The 16388-nt window shown below is 59.0% G+C and carries 14 protein-coding genes and 1 tRNA gene; 7 read left to right on the top strand and 8 right to left on the bottom strand.

Annotated elements, in window-relative coordinates; translation table 11 throughout:
• Positions 1–575: 575 nt before the first annotated feature.
• A tRNA-Phe gene (locus tag SH292x_RS10660) sits at positions 576–648 on the bottom strand.
• Between the two features lie 447 nt (positions 649–1095).
• Here SH292x_RS10660 and SH292x_RS10655 point away from each other — a divergent pair.
• The 7 genes from SH292x_RS10655 to SH292x_RS10625 all read left to right on the top strand — a co-directional run bounded on the left by SH292x_RS10655 (position 1096) and on the right by SH292x_RS10625 (position 8686).
• On the top strand, positions 1096–2457 hold the full coding sequence (locus tag SH292x_RS10655; RefSeq protein WP_442485594.1) for a Na(+)-translocating NADH-quinone reductase subunit A: 1362 nt from the start codon (positions 1096–1098) through the stop codon (positions 2455–2457).
• A 63-nt stretch (positions 2458–2520) separates the two neighbouring features.
• Entirely contained in the window at positions 2521–3810 is a 1290-nt protein-coding gene (locus SH292x_RS10650; RefSeq protein ID WP_442485593.1) for an NADH:ubiquinone reductase (Na(+)-transporting) subunit B, read from the top strand.
• The gene (locus tag SH292x_RS10645) at positions 3800–4594 is read left to right on the top strand and encodes a Na(+)-translocating NADH-quinone reductase subunit C (RefSeq protein ID WP_442485592.1); all 795 of its coding nucleotides are present in this window, start codon (positions 3800–3802) and stop codon (positions 4592–4594) included. Before SH292x_RS10650 ends, SH292x_RS10645 begins: the two co-directional genes overlap by 11 nt.
• Before the next feature lie 56 nt (positions 4595–4650).
• Positions 4651–5301, top strand: coding sequence for an NADH:ubiquinone reductase (Na(+)-transporting) subunit D (locus SH292x_RS10640; RefSeq protein WP_442485591.1), 651 nt, complete (start codon positions 4651–4653; stop codon positions 5299–5301).
• Positions 5302–5351: 50 nt separating this feature from the next.
• Positions 5352–5990 (top strand): NADH:ubiquinone reductase (Na(+)-transporting) subunit E, encoded by a 639-nt coding sequence (gene nqrE, locus SH292x_RS10635; protein ID WP_442485590.1) that lies wholly within the window; start codon positions 5352–5354, stop codon positions 5988–5990.
• Between the two features lie 89 nt (positions 5991–6079).
• Positions 6080–7306 carry an NADH:ubiquinone reductase (Na(+)-transporting) subunit F gene (nqrF, locus tag SH292x_RS10630; RefSeq protein ID WP_442485589.1) on the top strand — a complete coding sequence of 409 codons (1227 nt, stop codon included), beginning with the start codon at positions 6080–6082 and terminating at the stop codon, positions 7304–7306.
• A gap of 39 nt (positions 7307–7345) precedes the next feature.
• The gene (locus tag SH292x_RS10625; RefSeq protein ID WP_442485588.1) at positions 7346–8686 is read left to right on the top strand and encodes an FAD:protein FMN transferase; all 1341 of its coding nucleotides are present in this window, start codon (positions 7346–7348) and stop codon (positions 8684–8686) included.
• Here SH292x_RS10625 and SH292x_RS10620 read toward each other — a convergent pair.
• The 7 genes from SH292x_RS10620 to SH292x_RS10590 form a co-directional block, all read right to left on the bottom strand.
• Positions 8683–9957 (bottom strand): glycosyltransferase family 87 protein, encoded by a 1275-nt coding sequence (locus tag SH292x_RS10620; RefSeq protein WP_442485587.1) that lies wholly within the window; start codon positions 9955–9957, stop codon positions 8683–8685. The two genes, SH292x_RS10625 and SH292x_RS10620, sit on opposite strands and share 4 nt — an antisense overlap.
• Positions 9957–10946 (bottom strand): polysaccharide deacetylase family protein, encoded by a 990-nt coding sequence (locus SH292x_RS10615; protein ID WP_442485586.1) that lies wholly within the window; start codon positions 10944–10946, stop codon positions 9957–9959. The genes SH292x_RS10620 and SH292x_RS10615 overlap by 1 nt, the downstream gene beginning before the upstream one ends.
• Positions 10909–12345, bottom strand: coding sequence for an NAD(P)/FAD-dependent oxidoreductase (locus SH292x_RS10610; RefSeq protein WP_442485585.1), 1437 nt, complete (start codon positions 12343–12345; stop codon positions 10909–10911). The genes SH292x_RS10615 and SH292x_RS10610 overlap by 38 nt, the downstream gene beginning before the upstream one ends.
• Positions 12346–12347: 2 nt before the next feature.
• Complete coding sequence (locus SH292x_RS10605; protein WP_442485584.1) at positions 12348–13193, bottom strand: glycosyltransferase family 2 protein; 846 nt, start codon at positions 13191–13193, stop codon at positions 12348–12350.
• Positions 13194–13330: 137 nt separating this feature from the next.
• Positions 13331–14137: a WecB/TagA/CpsF family glycosyltransferase gene (locus SH292x_RS10600; protein ID WP_442485583.1), complete on the bottom strand. Its 807-nt coding sequence runs from the start codon at positions 14135–14137 to the stop codon at positions 13331–13333.
• Positions 14134–15213 carry an NAD-dependent epimerase/dehydratase family protein gene (locus SH292x_RS10595; protein ID WP_442485582.1) on the bottom strand — a complete coding sequence of 360 codons (1080 nt, stop codon included), beginning with the start codon at positions 15211–15213 and terminating at the stop codon, positions 14134–14136. Before SH292x_RS10595 ends, SH292x_RS10600 begins: the two co-directional genes overlap by 4 nt.
• Before the next feature lie 74 nt (positions 15214–15287).
• The gene (locus SH292x_RS10590; RefSeq protein WP_442485581.1) at positions 15288–16277 is read right to left on the bottom strand and encodes a glycosyltransferase family 2 protein; all 990 of its coding nucleotides are present in this window, start codon (positions 16275–16277) and stop codon (positions 15288–15290) included.
• Between the last annotated feature and the right edge of the window lie 111 nt (positions 16278–16388).

Genomic DNA, 16388 nt, shown 5'->3' with positions numbered 1-16388 from the left:
CTTGAAGGGGAAATCAGAAGTGCTCGGAGTGAAACTCACGCGTCTGGTTTTTTAGTGGATCCGATTTCGCGTCGCGCGGCTTGGCCGCATGGAAGTCGGAAACCAAGTGACGTCGCACATACCGTACCATGCCACCGAACGAGTACCGCGGATCCAGAGAAAAGGTATCGGAGCACCATTGGACTCCACCACGAGCGTAACAATCTGGGCTGCTGACTTCACTCTGGTCGTGCGACGATCAACCTGCGCCTTCTCATCAACGGACACGCGCCACATCGGATTCGAGGCCAGGCGGTATTGGGCGAGTCGCGTGGATCACGGCGACTTGGAAGATGGAGAGCGATTATTGGCGATTGCAGCCCCGGCGCGTCACCGGTGTGCAGGGTCGATCGCGTGCGCAGTGGCTCTTATGCCGGCGTTGCTTAGGCGGGCGAGGAGAGTGGGGAAAGAGACAAGTCCCCAGAGTTGGCCAGACGCGGTTCCGGCCATTTGCCGGAATTGCCGTGACTATTGAGCCGCACTATCGAACGGCCGCCGGTAACCTAACGCTAGGTTTCGGCGGTACTTACGTCGAGTGGACAGAGCCGGGCTCGAACCGGCGACACCGGCCTTTTCAGGGCCGTGCTCTACCAACTGAGCTATCTGTCCGTTGGTGAAGTTTGCATCTTAAACAGAGAAACGGTGCTCGCAAAGGGGCAATAAGAGCGACCCGCGGTGGCCGAGGCGGGGTTCGCGCCTAAGGTAGAGAATATAGGGATGGGATGGGTTGAGATTACAAGTCGGAAATGAGCCGAAGGGGACCCAAAACGCCCCATTCCCATTCTGCCCGAAGATTGTAGGATGGTTCGCATCGCGGCGGAAATGCTAGTAACCATTGGGTTGACTGTCAGGTTTCTTCGCTGGTCGGCCAGAGGTGAGTGGAAGGAATCGCCACCGAATCGGGTCAGCCCGGCTCCCTTAAATCGTTATCAGCATTGACGTAGCGACGATTTCGTGAAAAAATTCACAATCTTAGCCCCCTACGCCGACTCCCTCCTTTTCGCCCGCACCTTGCCAACTCATTGTGTCCGTTGGTGAGGAGTAGCCAGCCGAATTATGACAAGACGCATCGACATCAAACGGGGTCTCGACATTCCCATCGCCGGCGAGCCGAAGCAGGTGATCGCCGAGGGTCCTGCCATCAAGCAGGTGGCCCTTATTGGCGACGACTACATCGGAATGAAGCCGACCATGCTGGTCGCCGAAGGCGACACCGTGAAGCGTGGCCAGGTGCTATTCACCGACAAGAAGCTGCCCGCCGTCAATTACACGGCCCCAGCCGCTGGACGCATCTCGGCGATAACTCGCGGTGCGAAGCGAAAGTTCGTGTCGCTGACGATTGATGTCCAGGGTGACGACTCGGTCGAGTTCCCGTCGTTCGTCGACACCAACTTGGTTCAGTTGCCGGCAGCCCAGGTTCGCGACGAGTTGCTCGCTTCGGGTCTGTGGACCGCGCTGCGTACGCGACCCTACAGCAAGGTACCTGATCCGGCGGTGGTTCCTTACGCGCTGTTCATTACGGCGATCGACACCGACCCACTGGCCGCCGATCCGAAGGTGGTGATCGACGCCCGCGAGCGTGATTTCGTTTCCGGTTTGCAGGCACTCAGCGCGCTGACCGATGGCAAGACGTATCTTTGCAAACAGGCTGGCAGCAAGCTCCCCGGCGACGATCTGGGCTGTGTCGAGACCGTCGAGTTCTCGGGGCCGCACCCGGCTGGACTTCCAGGAACGCACATCCATTTTCTCGCTCCCGTGAGCATGGGCCGCCAAGTCTGGTACATCAACTACCAGGACGTGATCGCCGTGGGGCACTTGTTCAACACCGGACAATTGCTCAACGAGCGAGTGGTCTCCATCGCGGGCCCCGCGGCCAAGAATCCGCGACTGGTTCGCACTCAGCTCGGAGCGAATCTCGCCGAGCTAACTGCTGGCGAGTACGACACCAACACGCCGCACGGTGTGCGGGTGATTTCCGGTTCTGTCCTGTCTGGCCGCAAGGCGACGGGAGCGACCGATTTTCTGGGCCGGTACCACAACGCGGTCGCGCTGGTGGCCGAGGGTCGCGAGCGTGAGTTGATGGGTTGGTCGGGTCCCGGTTTCGACAAGTACTCGATCAAGCCGATCTTCGCCTCGGCGCTATCGCTGGGCAAACGCTTCGCGATGACCACCACGACCCATGGCAGCCATCGGGCGATCGTGCCGCTGGGTTCGTTCGAGAAAGTAATGCCGCTCGATATCATTGCCACGCCGCTGCTGAAGTCGCTGGTGGTGGCGGACAACGAGCAATCGCAGGCACTCGGTTGCCTGGAGCTGGATGAAGAAGATTTGTCGCTCTGCACGTTTGTCGACACCGGCAAGCACGACTTCGGTCCTTACCTGCGGCGGAGCCTGACGGAGATCGAACGCGAGGGCTAAGCGATGCTGAGCCCCACGCCGTGTCCATTTCCACCTGACCCCCAATCCTGACCCTAAGCCGTTATGAAGTTCCTACGCAGCCTGCTGGACAAAGTAGAGCCGCTGTTTACCAAGGGTGGTAAATTCGAGCGACTCTATCCGCTGTACGAAGCGGGCGACACCTTCCTGTTCACGCCGGGCGAAGTCACCAAAGCGGGGCCGCACGTCCGCGATAGCCTCGATATGAAGCGAATGATGACCACCGTCATTGTCGCTCTCGTGCCGTGCATTCTGTTTTGCCTGTACAACACGGGCTATCAGGCAAACCTGCAAATCGCGGCGGGCACCGGCACGCCGATCGAAGATTGGCGCGAAGCCATCTTTACGAGCCTGGGCTTCACGCACGACCCGAATAGCATTCTGAGCTGCTACGTTTATGGAGCCCTGTGGTTCCTACCCGCCTACATCGTCACGATGGCGGTTGGTGGTACGATTGAGCTCATCTTCGCCCTCGTGCGAGGACATGAGATCAACGAAGGGTTCCTCGTTACCGGCATGCTCTATCCGCTGACGCTTCCGCCAACGACACCCCTATTGGTCGTCGCCGCGGGCATTGGATTCGGCGTGCTGATTGGTAAGGAAGTGTTCGGTGGTACCGGCAAGAACTTCCTCAATCCGGCCCTCTGTGCTCGAGCGTTCGTCTACTTCGCCTTCGCCGGCTACCTGTCGGGCGAGACCAATCGTCTTGGCCAAGGCGTGTGGGTCGCGGTGCAGAAGGCCGATGGATTCACGGGGGCAACCACGCTCGGCGCCATGGTTTCGGCACCGGCCGGGGAATTGCCTGGCAAGGTGATGACCGAGGCCGTCCAGCACATCAATCCCGACATGACTTTCGATTGGTGGACCGCGTTCATCGGTTTTATCCAAGGCTCGATGGGCGAGACCTCGACGCTCGCCTGCCTGATCGGTGCCGCCATCCTGATCGCTACCGGCATTGGCTCGTGGCGAATCATGGCAGGCTGCGTGATCGGTGCCCTGGGTCTAAGCTCGCTCTTTTACTTCTATGCCATTAACTACGACAGTACCAATCCGGTTTCGTACATCTCGCCGATGTGGCACCTGGTGATTGGCGGCTTTGCCTTCGGTACCGTCTTCATGGCGACCGATCCCGTCTCGGCCTCGATGACCGAGATGGGCAAATGGTGGTACGGCATACTGATTGGTGCGATGACCATTCTGATTCGTGTCATCAACCCCGCGTTCCCCGAAGGCATCATGTTGGCGATTCTGTTTGCCAACGTGATGGCTCCTTCGATCGACTCGATTGTTATCCAAGCGAATATTAAACGGAGGCTCGCACGCTATGGGACGTGATTCCTTTGCGGGTACCCTGCTGGTTGCCCTCGTGCTGTGCGTAGCCTGCTCGCTACTCGTGTCGAGCGCGGCCGTGCTGCTCAATCAACGCCAAGTTGCCAACAAGCGGCTGTATGAAAAGACCAACATCCTCATCGCCGCCGGCCTCGCCGATACTTCGGCCAAACCGGAAGAAGTAAACGAGGTGTACGAGAAGCGTGTGAAGCGTCTGCTGATCGACCTCGACGAAGGGACTGTCGTGCCCACGTCCGAGGTCGACTACGACACGTTCGACCCCCGTGCCGCTGCAAGCGATCCCAAGACCAGCGAAGAGATCACCACCGAAGGCCCTACGCCCGGTGTGGATCGTCGGGCGAAGATGGCCTTCGCTTACGAGATCCTCGCTGAGGGCAGCGACTCAGAAGTGGATCAGTACGTGCTGCCCATCTACGGCAAGGGCCTGTGGTCGACCATCTACGGATTCATTTCGCTCGACTCCGACGCCAAAACGGTCAAAGGCATCACGTTCTACGATCACGGCGAGACCCCTGGTCTTGGCGGCGAAGTGGAGAACCCGCTGTGGCAAGGCAAGTGGCTCGGAAAGCTCGCCCGCAACGAAGAACATGATGTCGTGATTACCGTTGCCAAAGGAAGCGCCCCCACCAGCGGCCCCGCGGCCGACTACACCATCGACGGGCTATCTGGAGCAACGATCACGACTCGCGGAGTATCCAACTTCGTCCAGTACTGGCTCGGCCCCGGCGGGTTCGGCCCGTTCCTCGACAAGCAAACAGCAGCTAACTAGCAATCCGGTGGTGCGACTCGCATTCACCTCGATATCCAGACTTTGGAAACCAGATCATGGCCAAGCCAACTGCCAAAGATGTCCTTTTAGGTCCGATCTTCAACAATAACCCCATTGCCCTTCAGGTGCTTGGCATCTGCTCGGCGCTGGCGGTAACAACGAAGCTGGACAAGGCCTTCATCATGGCCCTCGCCGTGACGTTGGTTACTGCGTTTTCGAGCGCCGCGATCAGCGCCATTCGCAAGCTGATCCCCAGCAGCATTCGCATCATCGTCCAGATGACCGTAATTGCCTCGCTGGTGATCGTGGTGGATCAATTGCTGAAGGCTTTTGCCTTCGACATCAGCCGCACGATGAGCGTGTTCGTGGGCCTCATCATCACCAACTGCATCGTGATGGGACGTGCCGAAGGGTTTGCCATGAAGGAAGGCCCGTGGCTGTCGTTTCTCGATGGCATCGGTAATGGTCTGGGCTACAGCGTCATTCTGCTGGTCATCGGATTCATCCGCGAACTCTTTGGATCCGGCAAAGTTTGGAACTACCCGGTGTTCGATCTCTATCGCATCGAAGATGGCGTCGCCAAAGGTTGGTACGAACCCAATGGCCTGATGCTGCTAGCCCCCAGCGCGTTCTTCCTGATTGGCATCTTCATTTGGATCTTGCGCACTTTCAAGCCGAAACAAATCAACTCCGACCCGACCCTGTAATTGGTTGAACCTCCGCGATCAATACAGCACTCTCTCACGAGACGGTTACTATGGACTTCCAACATCATCTCAATATCTTCCTGAACGCGGTGTTCATCCAGAACCTGGCGCTTGCGTTCTTTCTTGGCATGTGCACGTTCCTGGCCGTGTCGAAGAGCATCAAGAATGCCTTTATGCTAGGCATCGCCGTGACGATCATCATGTTCATCACGGTGCCAGCGAATAACTGGATCTTCAATCATCTGCTCAAGGAAGGTGCGCTGTCGAGCATCCTGGGTCCGATGGGCATCGACGCTGCTAAGGTGGATCTCACCTTCCTGGGGCTCATCTGCTACATCGGCACCATTGCGGCGATGGTGCAGATCCTGGAAATGACACTCGATCGATTCTTCCCCGCACTTTACAACACGCTCGGCATCTTCTTGCCGCTGATCACCGTGAACTGTGCCATCCTGGGTGGGTCGCTGTTCATGGTCGAACGCGACTACACCTTCGCCGAGAGCTGCACCTATGGTTTTGGTGCCGGCTTCGGCTGGGGCTTGGCAATTGTTGCACTGGCCGGTGTCCGCGAGAAGCTGAAGTACAGCGATGTGCCTCAAGGGCTCAAAGGTCTTGGAATCACGTTCATTACGGTAGGCTTGATCGCGATGGCCTTCATGGCCTTCGGCGGTATCAACCTGCCCGAATAAATTCACTGTTCGAGACTCGCTCCCTCCACTGCTTACGACTCACGCAAACAACGACGGGTCAACACCCGTTACACTGCGAGGCAATCCTCATGGATACCATGACTATCGTTTACGGCGTCGCCATGTTCACCATCGTGGTGCTCGTGCTGGTGCTGCTGATTCTGTTCGCCAAGTCGAAGCTCGTGGTGTCGGGCGACGTGTCAATCACGATTAACGATCAAAAAACCATCAAGGTTCCCGCGGGCGGCAAGCTCTTGGGTGCCCTGGCGAGCGAAGGTATCTTCGTCTCCAGCGCCTGCGGGGGCGGTGGTACCTGCGCACAGTGCGAGGTGAAAGTGCTTTCGGGCGGCGGCGATATCCTCGCCACCGAGATGACGCATCTCACCAAGAAAGAAGCCCGCGAGGGTTGCCGGCTGTCGTGCCAGGTGGCCGTGAAGCAGGACATGAAGGTCGAAGTACCACCTGAAGCATTCGACACCAAGAAGTGGGAATGCGAAGTGATCTCGAATCACAACGTGGCCACCTTCATCAAGGAGTTCAAACTCAAATTGCCCGAAGGCGAAGAGGTGGACTTCAAGGCGGGTGGTTACATCCAGATCGAATGCCCGCCGCACGAAGTGCACTACAAGGACTTCGAGATCGAAGAACGGTTCCGCGAAGACTGGGACAAGTACAACGTTTGGCAGTACGTGTCGAAGGTCGACGAGCCGGTCGTTCGGGCCTACTCAATGGCCAACTACCCCGGCGAGAAGGGCATCATCATGCTCAACGTCCGCGTAGCCAGCCCGCCCCCCCGCCTGCCCAACGTCCCGCCGGGTAAGATGTCGTCGTATATCTTCTCGAAAAAGCCGGGCGACAAAGTCACGATCAGCGGTCCCTACGGCGAGTTCTTCATCAAGGACACCGACGCCGAAATGGTTTACATCGGCGGTGGTGCCGGTATGGCTCCGCTGCGTAGTCACATCTTCGAGCTGTTCAAGCACCTAAAAACAGGCCGCAAGGTGTCCTACTGGTACGGTGGTCGTAGCATGCGTGAATTGTTCTACGTCGATCACTTCCGCGAGATTGAGAAAGAGTTCCCGAACTTCAAGTTCAACATCGCGCTCAGCGAGCCTCTACCTGAGGACAACTGGACCGGATACAAGGGCTTTATTCATCAGGTGCTGCTCGACAACTACCTGAGCACCCATCCGTCGCCCGAGGATATCGAGTACTACATCTGCGGTCCTCCAATGATGAACGCTGCGGTGTTCAAGATGCTGGACGATCTGGGCGTCGAGAAGGAAAACATCGCCTACGACGACTTCGGCGGCTAAGATGGTCATTGAAGACCCTCGCCGAACTGCGAAAGATCCATGCGTCCCTCTTACCTTAACTGCGTGAAGTCACAACTCCAGCGCCAAGCCGTGGTGCTATTGGTCGTGGGCTTATGGCTCTCGCTTGCCGCTGGTTCGGGTTGCTTTGCCGCTCAAGTGGCGAAGCTCGATGGTCGCACGATGGGGACGACCTGGCATGCAGTGCTAGAGTTCAACGGCGATGATTACAACTCCGGCGACTTCGAGGAGCAAATCGAAGTGCGACTCGCCGAGATCAATCGGCTGATGTCGACGTACGATCCTGAGTCGGAACTGTCACGGTTCAACGCTTCGCAGTCGACCGATTGGTTCGCAGTCAGCCCGGAAACAGCGGTCGTCATCGCGGCCGCGCTCGAAGTCGCCAAGAAATCGAACGGACAGTTTGATCCTACCGTAGGTCCGTTGGTGAACCTGTGGGGATTCGGTCCCGACGGCCGCCGCAAAGAACCCCCGAGCGATGAACAGATTGCCGCGGCGCGGGGGAAGGTGGGTTACCAGCAGGTCGAAGCAAGACTCGACCCACCGGCCATCCGAAAATCGAGCCCCGGCGTTTATCTTGACCTGTCGGCCATCGCCAAAGGCTATGGCTCGGACGCGGTCGTCGAAACATTGAGGAATTCCGACGATGGTAAAGCGTTCGTCGAAGCCGCGATGGTAGAGATCGGTGGCGAGATTCGGACCTACGGCACAAAATCCACCGGCCAACCATGGCGACTCGGTATCGAACGCCCCGATTCCGAGTTTCAGATGGTCCACCAGATCGTCGCGATCGACAATGGTGACGCGCTCGCCACTTCAGGGGACTATCGCAATTTCTTCGCCGATCATGGGCATCGTTACTCACACACCATCGATCCCGCGACAGGGCGACCAGTCACGCACAAGTTGGCGTCCGTCACCGTTCGAACGCCGACCTGCATGGAAGCCGACGCACTGGCCACCGCACTGACGGTGATGGGGCCCGAGAAAGGCCTCGCCTGGGCGACAGAGCATAAGATCGCCGCGGTGCTGGTGGAGCGTACCGACGACGGATTCCGTGAACTGGTGACGCCGGCGTGGGCGAAGATCGATGGCAATTCCACGAAGGTCACATCCACTAGCGCGAAGGGAAATTCCATGTTGGTTTACGCCGTGATAAGTCTCTTGGTCTTCGGAGTTGCCCTTGCCGGCATGGCGATCGGTGTGATCTTGAGCAATCGCCGACTCAAGGGAACTTGTGGCGGCATCGCGGGCCTCACCGACACGAGCGGCAAAACGGCATGCGAACTCTGCACGAATCCCTCCCCCACGTGCGGCGGTAAGAACAACGCTGAATCGCACGAGCACGCCGAAGCCCACTAGGCTCGCCTGTTGGCCTGCCATTGAGCGACGCACAGTAGCGCTAGTGCACAGAGTAGCGCCGCGCCATTCACGCTGGTCACCACCTGAAACAGCACGCCTTCGATGCCAAGCCGGGTGAGGAACTGCTGCGTAGAGGTCACGTTGAAGAGCGGGATGAGCGAGAGCAGCAAGATCGGGACACGTAGCGCCAGTGAAATGTTTCGCCAAGAGCGCTGCGACACCGTAGCAATGCCCACAATGGGTGTCAGTGCGAGCAGGGCGTCGTACGACTGGTGATAAATGCTCACCAGAACTCCAATCGCGGCAAGGCTGCCACCGATGCTCGTCAGCCCGCTGTTCGCCGGCGTGTTCGCTCCACGCCACAGAAGCACGCAAGGAATCGCGAGCAGCGCGGCCATCATCAGCAGTTGCTCGCCCTCGGTGGGATTGGTGCCGAGCCACTTACCCACGAGCACAGGCAGGTCGAGGCGGGTCCAGGAGTTCACAGGTAATTCAGTTTCGTCAAATCGGTGAATCTCCTGCGCAGCCTTCATGCTCGCGAGCTGCTGGGTAAGGCTCGCTTGTTGCATGAGCCACGCCAGCGCGACAACCGCCCCGACCGTCGATAGCAACACACCTCGCCAAGCGGCTTGCCAATCGCGTCGCGCGAGCATCAACAGCGTAAGCGGAATGATGAACGTCGGCTTGAGCGACGCGAACATCATCCCCACGCCCGATAGCCAGGGACGCGTTCGGGCAAACGAAAGGGCTAGCGCAACACCGATCGCGAGCTCAAACGTAAAGTAACCACTGAATAACGTCAACATGCCCGCGCGTGAAAGCACGATCACCGCCATCACGGGGAGAAACCACACTTTTAGTGAAGCCCCCGCATCGCGAACAAGCACCCACGCCAGCCCGGCGATCATCAGGATCATCAGGCCAAAGTAAACCCATTCGGCAATGGTAAGTGGGAGCAGACCAATTGGAACATGCAGTAGGAAGAGGAGCGGCGAGTACAGCGGCGTCGGCCGGGGTACCGGATACGATTCGACGTACTCCACGCCATAGGGGCTCACGCCATCGGCAAACGCCTTCGCCGGAAAGTAGATGCCATTCTGAAAATCACCAAAGCCAAGCAGCTTCGGTTGGTAAGGCCCTGGCGGATGATGGTAGGTGTGTGCTCGCCAGGCACTTCCCGCCACGCCGGCAATGATCACCACCAACGACAGTAGCTGCACGAGCCATTGCCACAGGCCCAACCGACCCACCCTTTGCTCTCGGCCATCCATCACGACTGCTCGCACGTAGGCTGGACACTAGAGGTCGAGAACGTGGCGTACTCAGCCACCGGCTCTGTCTGCCCGACCGTCGCCGCGTGTGCCAGGACCGTTCCGACATTGAAATGTCGCTGCATCAAGTCGAAAAGTTCGTCCAGCAGTGACTCCTTCGCGCTTCGTGGCAAGTTCATGCCCGGAAAGAACGCGAGCTCTGGCACTTCGTCGCCCCCGAGGAAATCGAGCGGGTGCAGCAGCATCGACGGCCCAACTCCGCGTAGCCGGCACAAGTCGACGGCCCGCCTGAGGTAGAAGCTTGCTAGGTGCCGCGAGTACTGGCGCAGGTACATCAGGTAGGTTACGTGGATGGGCAGACGTGCGAGGGGCATGGTGGTGACAGGCACTTCCACCAAGCTGCCACTGGGAGTGCCGATGGCGTGCGGTCGTAACGAACCTAGCGCATCGGCGAGCGTCGCAAAGCGCTGCCGAGGTCCATCGGACGATGTTCGATGCGACTTGAGCCTCGCGTACCAGGCCGCCAGCGGTCCGATGACCGTCGGAAACGTCGAGGCGTCGTAGGCGTAGTTACGCCGGGCGAGAATCTCAAGCAACTGAGGCGAACCACTGAACCCCGGTGCGCGGAAACCTCGCGTTCGGATCCCTGTGTGAAGTGCGATGATCTCCTCGGCGTCGACGACCTCTCGTTCAAGCTCATCGTGATCAATGGCATCGAGCCACGGGTAGTGCCAGTAACTGTGATTGGCGATCTCGTGACCGCCATCGACGAGCTCCTGCACGGCCTCCACGTTCTGCGGGCACTCTAGGTCCTTGCCCACCACGAACACGGTGGTCGACAGGGCTGCGCGCGACAACTGCTCCGCCACTCGCGGGGCGACGAGCGGGAGATAACTGGGATAATCTTGCCAACCTTCGAGCCCATGCGTCCGCATGTACGCCCACTTGTTGTCAAGATCGAGCGACAAACTCGCGATCGGCTTCGACATGCGTAGTACGTGAGGCAGGGGAGGGGCGGAGGTCAACGGCACGCGGTTCGTCGAGCGAGGGAAGCAATTGGTCGCGAACAGCGTCTTGGGCAATCTCGATGGTCTCGTTGACGTTCAGATTACCCTTAAGAATGTGCGCCGAGTTCACGGCCCATACGCCAGGTACGCTGGTGCGCATGGATGGCAGCCGTTCGGAATAGTTGAGTGTCGGCAAGGCCATGACGTTGCGAGTACGCGAAACACGGAAGGCCAACACGTCCTCACGCGAGAAATGCTCGTACATGTTCTCAAGCGTTGATAGGCAGCGTTCTTCAAAAGCTTGGTCCGATAGATGGAACGTCTCATCGCCGGGCGCGAGGTACTTAGGTAAGTACACCAGCGAGTGCCCGCCGATTTCTTCGCGGTCGACGATCGTGGTCATCTCGATCACGGCGGTCAGCGGAACCCACGTGTCGGTGATGTTGGTGACGTAGTACCGTGAGATTGGCTTCTTGAGAAGCAGCGAGGCACAGACAATACCCAAGTACTCGATGCCTTCGTGCGCCGCCCGTTCGGTTTCCTCCATTTGAGGACAAGCACGGGCGATCAGTGGCGACGGGATCGTGAACACGACTTGATCGAACGAGCGCACGTCGCCCGAGCGAGTGGTGACTTCGACCCGGCCCTCCGGCTGCGCGACCGACTGTTCGACGGCGGCGTCGCAGACGATTTCGACGCCCTCTTCGCGAAGTACCTCGGCAAAACGATCGAGGATCCGCGCGTAGCCGCCCGGAACGTAGCCGAACATTTCCTTCTTCAGCCCCGTACGCCGAGCCTTGTACATCCGGTTGATATGAGCCCAGATGAACGCCGCCGAAGTGGTCTTGTACGCCTCGCCGAGCTTGGCGCGGAGAAGTGGTAGCCAGATCTTCTCGAACGTCCCGCGGCCACTCCACTTCTGCAACCAGTCCGCGACGGGAATCGATTCCAGCGGTTTCCAGTTCTCGATCTTCGAAGCGCCGAAGATGGTCGCCCCGAGTCGAATCTTCTCAATCAACTTGAGCGGCGGGAACGAAAGAAACTCCATCGCACTGCTCATCGAGATCAGCTTGCCACCCGAGTAGAAGCCGGTCTTCGTCTCGACCCACTTCATCTGCTCTTCAAGCCCAAGCTCGGCTAGCAAACCACGGAGATTGGAGTCGGAGAGTAGCGTAACGTGGTAGTAGCGATCCCACACGGCATCGCCAAGCTGCCACGCGCCGGTTAGACCGCCAAGCGCTGGCGCGGACTCGAGCAGTGTCACCTGCTGCCCCGCTTGTGCCAAGCGGTGGGCGACGGTCATGCCAAGCATGCCGCCACCAACGACAGCCCAGTGCTGGCGGCGTGGGGGGAGAGGCTTGTTAATAGTTGCACCGTTCATACTTACTCTCCCGTTCCTTTGAATCGCCGGCGGGCGATGAGCTTGAGCGTCTGCCACACAGTCCGCAGTACTCGCATTTTGCTCACGCCACCTTTCTGGTCGTAGCGAAGCACCAGCGGCGCTTCGCCCATGATCGGCCGAAAACGACGGAGCTTGAGCAGCACGTCGACCATGCAGGAGAAGCCTTGCTCGCTGACGAACTGCTTCCCGTAGAAGTCGGTTCCTTCGCGAAGCAATTCGTAGCGGTACGCTCGGTAGCCGCACGTGTAGTCGCGCACGCCCTTGATGGGAAACGCGGTCTTGAACAACAGGCGAGCCCCGAGACTCATCAGGTTGCGATGGAACGGGACACCCACCACGCGCGAACCATGCTGATAGCGCGAAGCGATCGCCACGTCGTGCCCCTCGCGGATCATGGTGACCAAGCGGTCGATCGAACCCGGTGGATGCGTGTTGTCCGCGTCCATCGTCAAAATGACGTCACCCGGTTCCGCTGCGTCGAGTGCGGCCAGGAAGCCAGTGCGAAGCGCTGCGGCAAGGCCTTGATTCTTCTTGTGCGAGATGCAATTCACCGGCATATGAAATGAAGCCTGGCTCGCCACCAGCGCGGTGTCGTCCGAACTGCCATCGTCTACGACGATCACCTCGTAGCGATATCGCGACGACGCCAAATCACGTTGAATCCCTTCGAGAAGCGGCCCCAGCGATTCCCCTTCGTTGTAGGCGGGAAGCATGATGACGATCTTGGTGGGCTTGGCCTCTGCAAAGGTAGGCGCAAGCGCGGCAGACGCTTCCGTCGAGATGTCGAGGTCAGGACGAATGAGGTCGAAGGTTGGTGACGTACTCATGATGAAGGCTCTAAACGTTGAATAACAAGCTGGCGAGGATTAGGTGCTCGGTAAGGTCAGGCAGTGAAGGTGGCAGTGCCCCCCCAATAGGCTAATTGGGGGAGAGACCGCGTCGGCCGGCATGGAGATTTTCTCTATTAGCCATAACACATCTCTGCGGCGGGTGGATCGACCGCTTCGGGGTTGATGGAATACAGTCGCGTTAGCTGTAGAAACAGCAGCCCCAGGTAGAGAGGGTTGAGGTACAGATAGCGTCGCCATAGTCGGCGAGGCTCTTTGACCAAGCGAAAGAGCCACTCCAGGCCGCGATCCTGCATCCACCGAGGCGCTTGCGCGAGCTGCCCTGCGTGGAAGTTGAATGCGGCACCAACTGCGAGCAGCGGCATCGACACCCGTTGTTTCATCTCGTGCGAGAACACCTCCTGACGAGGGCAACCAAGGCCAACGAATGCGATCTTCGCGCCGCTGGCGCAGATCTCGTCGACCAGCTCTTCGCGTTCAGGCTCGGTGAGCGTGCGGAACTTTGAGGCCCGCGTACCGGCGATTTGAAGGCCAGGAAAGCGTTCGGTGAGCTTCGCTTGCAGTTCGTCAAGCAACTCTTCGCTTCCGCCGAACAGAAAGATGGGCAGCCCCGCCACAGCGGCGGTCTCGCACACTTCCAGCATCAGGTTGGGACCGTACACGCGGTCGGGGAGCTTCGTGCCGTGCAACCAGTTGAGCGCCCAGCGAACTGGGTGACCGTCGGGAACAATCAATTCGAAGTTATTGAGGCGGTAGCGATGCTCCCGGTCGAGTACGCCCGTCATCAGTCCATGCACGGCCAGCGCCGACACGGCCATCGGACGCTGCATGCGCGCGGCGTCGACGATCTTGTGGACGGCGGCCTGGTAGTTGACGGCGTCGATGCGGACGCCCAGCACGTTGTGTTTCCCCCGGTCGATCATACGACGCTCACCTCCGCCCAGCGTTCGACGTTTGCTTCGTAGATTTCCTGAAGAATCTCGGGCACGTCGTACTCGAGCTGCCAATCGGGATAGTCCGATTGGAACCGCGCGAGATTGCTGATCCACCAGATGTGATCGCCCGCGCGATTCGACTCGCTGTACGACCACTCCATCTCACGCCCCGTAATCTGCTCGCAAAGCCCAATGGCTTCGATCATCGAACAGTTGCTGTATCGCCCGCCGCCGATGTTGTAGACCGCGGCCGAGCGGGGGTTGCGGTAGAACTCGTAGAACGCACGAATCAAGTCGGCACTATGGATATTGTCGCGAACCTGCTTGCCGGCGTAACCAAACACCGTGTACGGCGTCGCCGTGACAGCGCACTTCATCAGATAGGCCAAGAACCCGTGCAACTGCGTCCCCGAGTGACTCGGACCCGTCAGGCAGCCGCCGCGGAAACAGGCGGTTCGCATGTCGAAATAACGACCGTACTCTTGCACTAAGACATCGGCCGCGACTTTGGACGCACCAAATAAGCTGTGCATCGAATGGTCAATGGAGAAGTCTTCGGGAATGCCATCGGCGTACTCGTGGGTGGGGTCAATCTCCCATCGCGTTGTCTGTTCGACGAGTGGCAGGCGATTGGGGGCGTCGCCATAGACCTTGTTGGTCGAAGTGAAAATGAACACAGCCTCGGGAGCGTGCTGGCGAACAGCTTCGAGCAAGTTCAGCGTCCCAACGGCGTTCACGCCAAAGTCGGTCTTGGGTTCGCGAGCGGCCCAGTCGTGCGAAGGTTGTGCGGCTGTGTGGAGCACGAGCTCCAGATCGCTCCCATACCGAGCAATCAGGTTGTCGATGGCCGCGTCGTCGCGGATGTCCACTTCGAAATGCGTATAGCGCGATCCCAGTTGCTCTTCGAGCTTCGTACGGTTCCAGTGCGTCGACGCCTCGGCCCCAAAGAACCGGGCTCGCATGTCATTATCGATGCCGACGACGTCAAAACCCTGCTCTGCAAAAAACTTAGTGGCCTCGGAACCAATCAGTCCCGCGGAGCCGGTAACTAACACAACACTCATAGATGTTTCTCGATGCGATGAAGTTCGCCTGACAAATCACAGTTGCAAATCAAAGTTGAGGCAGGTTGCCGGGCTTAGGCCGACTTCACCACCGAAGCGGAGGAGCTCCGTCCGCTCCCCCGTTGGCCCGCGCGGCGAGCCTTGACCAACCGCTCCTCCATAATCCGGCCGATGCGAGCGAAGGTCAGCCGCGGAGCAAGTATCGCCGCCCATGCCATGCGGAGCTTTCCGAGGAGACGCCGTCCGCCGTAGATCTCCGCGATAGCCAAGCGATACTGGCAGCGCGAATGGAGATCGATCGATTCAGCACATCGCCGAAGCCAACCCACCGAAGCCCGCTGCTTGGCGTACTCTTCGTGCGTGATCAACTGCAAACCTGCTTGCCTTAGGCGTGCAAGTTCGCGAGCGTAGTCGATGCTGAACCGCATCCGCCGCATCCCTTTGCCATTAAGGCTGCCGATATGAACGCGGTAGTGGTGCAGCAATTCGTCGATGTTGGCAAGCTTGGAGACCTCGCCCATTCGGATCATCATGTCCCAAGCGTCTTGCAGTGGCACCCGCCAGTAGCCGCCAATTTGCTTGAGCCGGTCAGCTCGCATAAGGATGCACGCGTGAGCCAATCCGTGCCGGCCCTCCATCATCGCAGCGAAGATGCTGTCATGCGTGGTAGGTAAATTGAGGCTCGGGCCGACCCCGGCTTCGCCCAGAGGGGCCATTTGAGCGCCGACCAATCCGACTTCCGGATGGCGATCGAGATACTCGACTTGCGTCGCCAATCGATGAGGAAGCGAAACGTCGTCGGCGTCCATTCGAGCGATGTACTCGCCCGAACAATGCTGGAGTCCGTGGTTCGCAGCGACGGCCGTGCCGCCGTTCGCCTGACGAATCACGCGAACGCGCGGATCGGTTAGGCTGGCCAAGTAGTCGGGCGTGGAGTCGGCCGAGCCATCGTCGACGATGATGAACTCGAAGTCGCCGAAGGTCTGCCCCAGCACCGAATCGACCGAGGCTGGCAGGTAGGGCATGCCGTTGTACACGGTCATTAAGACAGAAACTCTAGGCATACTGGTACCCCCCCGCTCGAACCGCACATTCGACCCAATTGAAACGTCCATTCTGCTTTACCCAAACTACCAACGGAAGCATTTCGGGCAAAAACTGCGGAGTTTTAACAG

Origin of the sequence: Aeoliella fuhlenseeensis (assembly GCF_052161615.1) — a bacterium.
Taxonomy (GTDB): domain Bacteria; phylum Planctomycetota; class Planctomycetia; order Pirellulales; family Lacipirellulaceae; genus Aeoliella.
The sequence above is the reverse complement of the archived record's forward strand: the minus strand, read 5'-3'. Positions and strand labels throughout refer to the sequence as shown.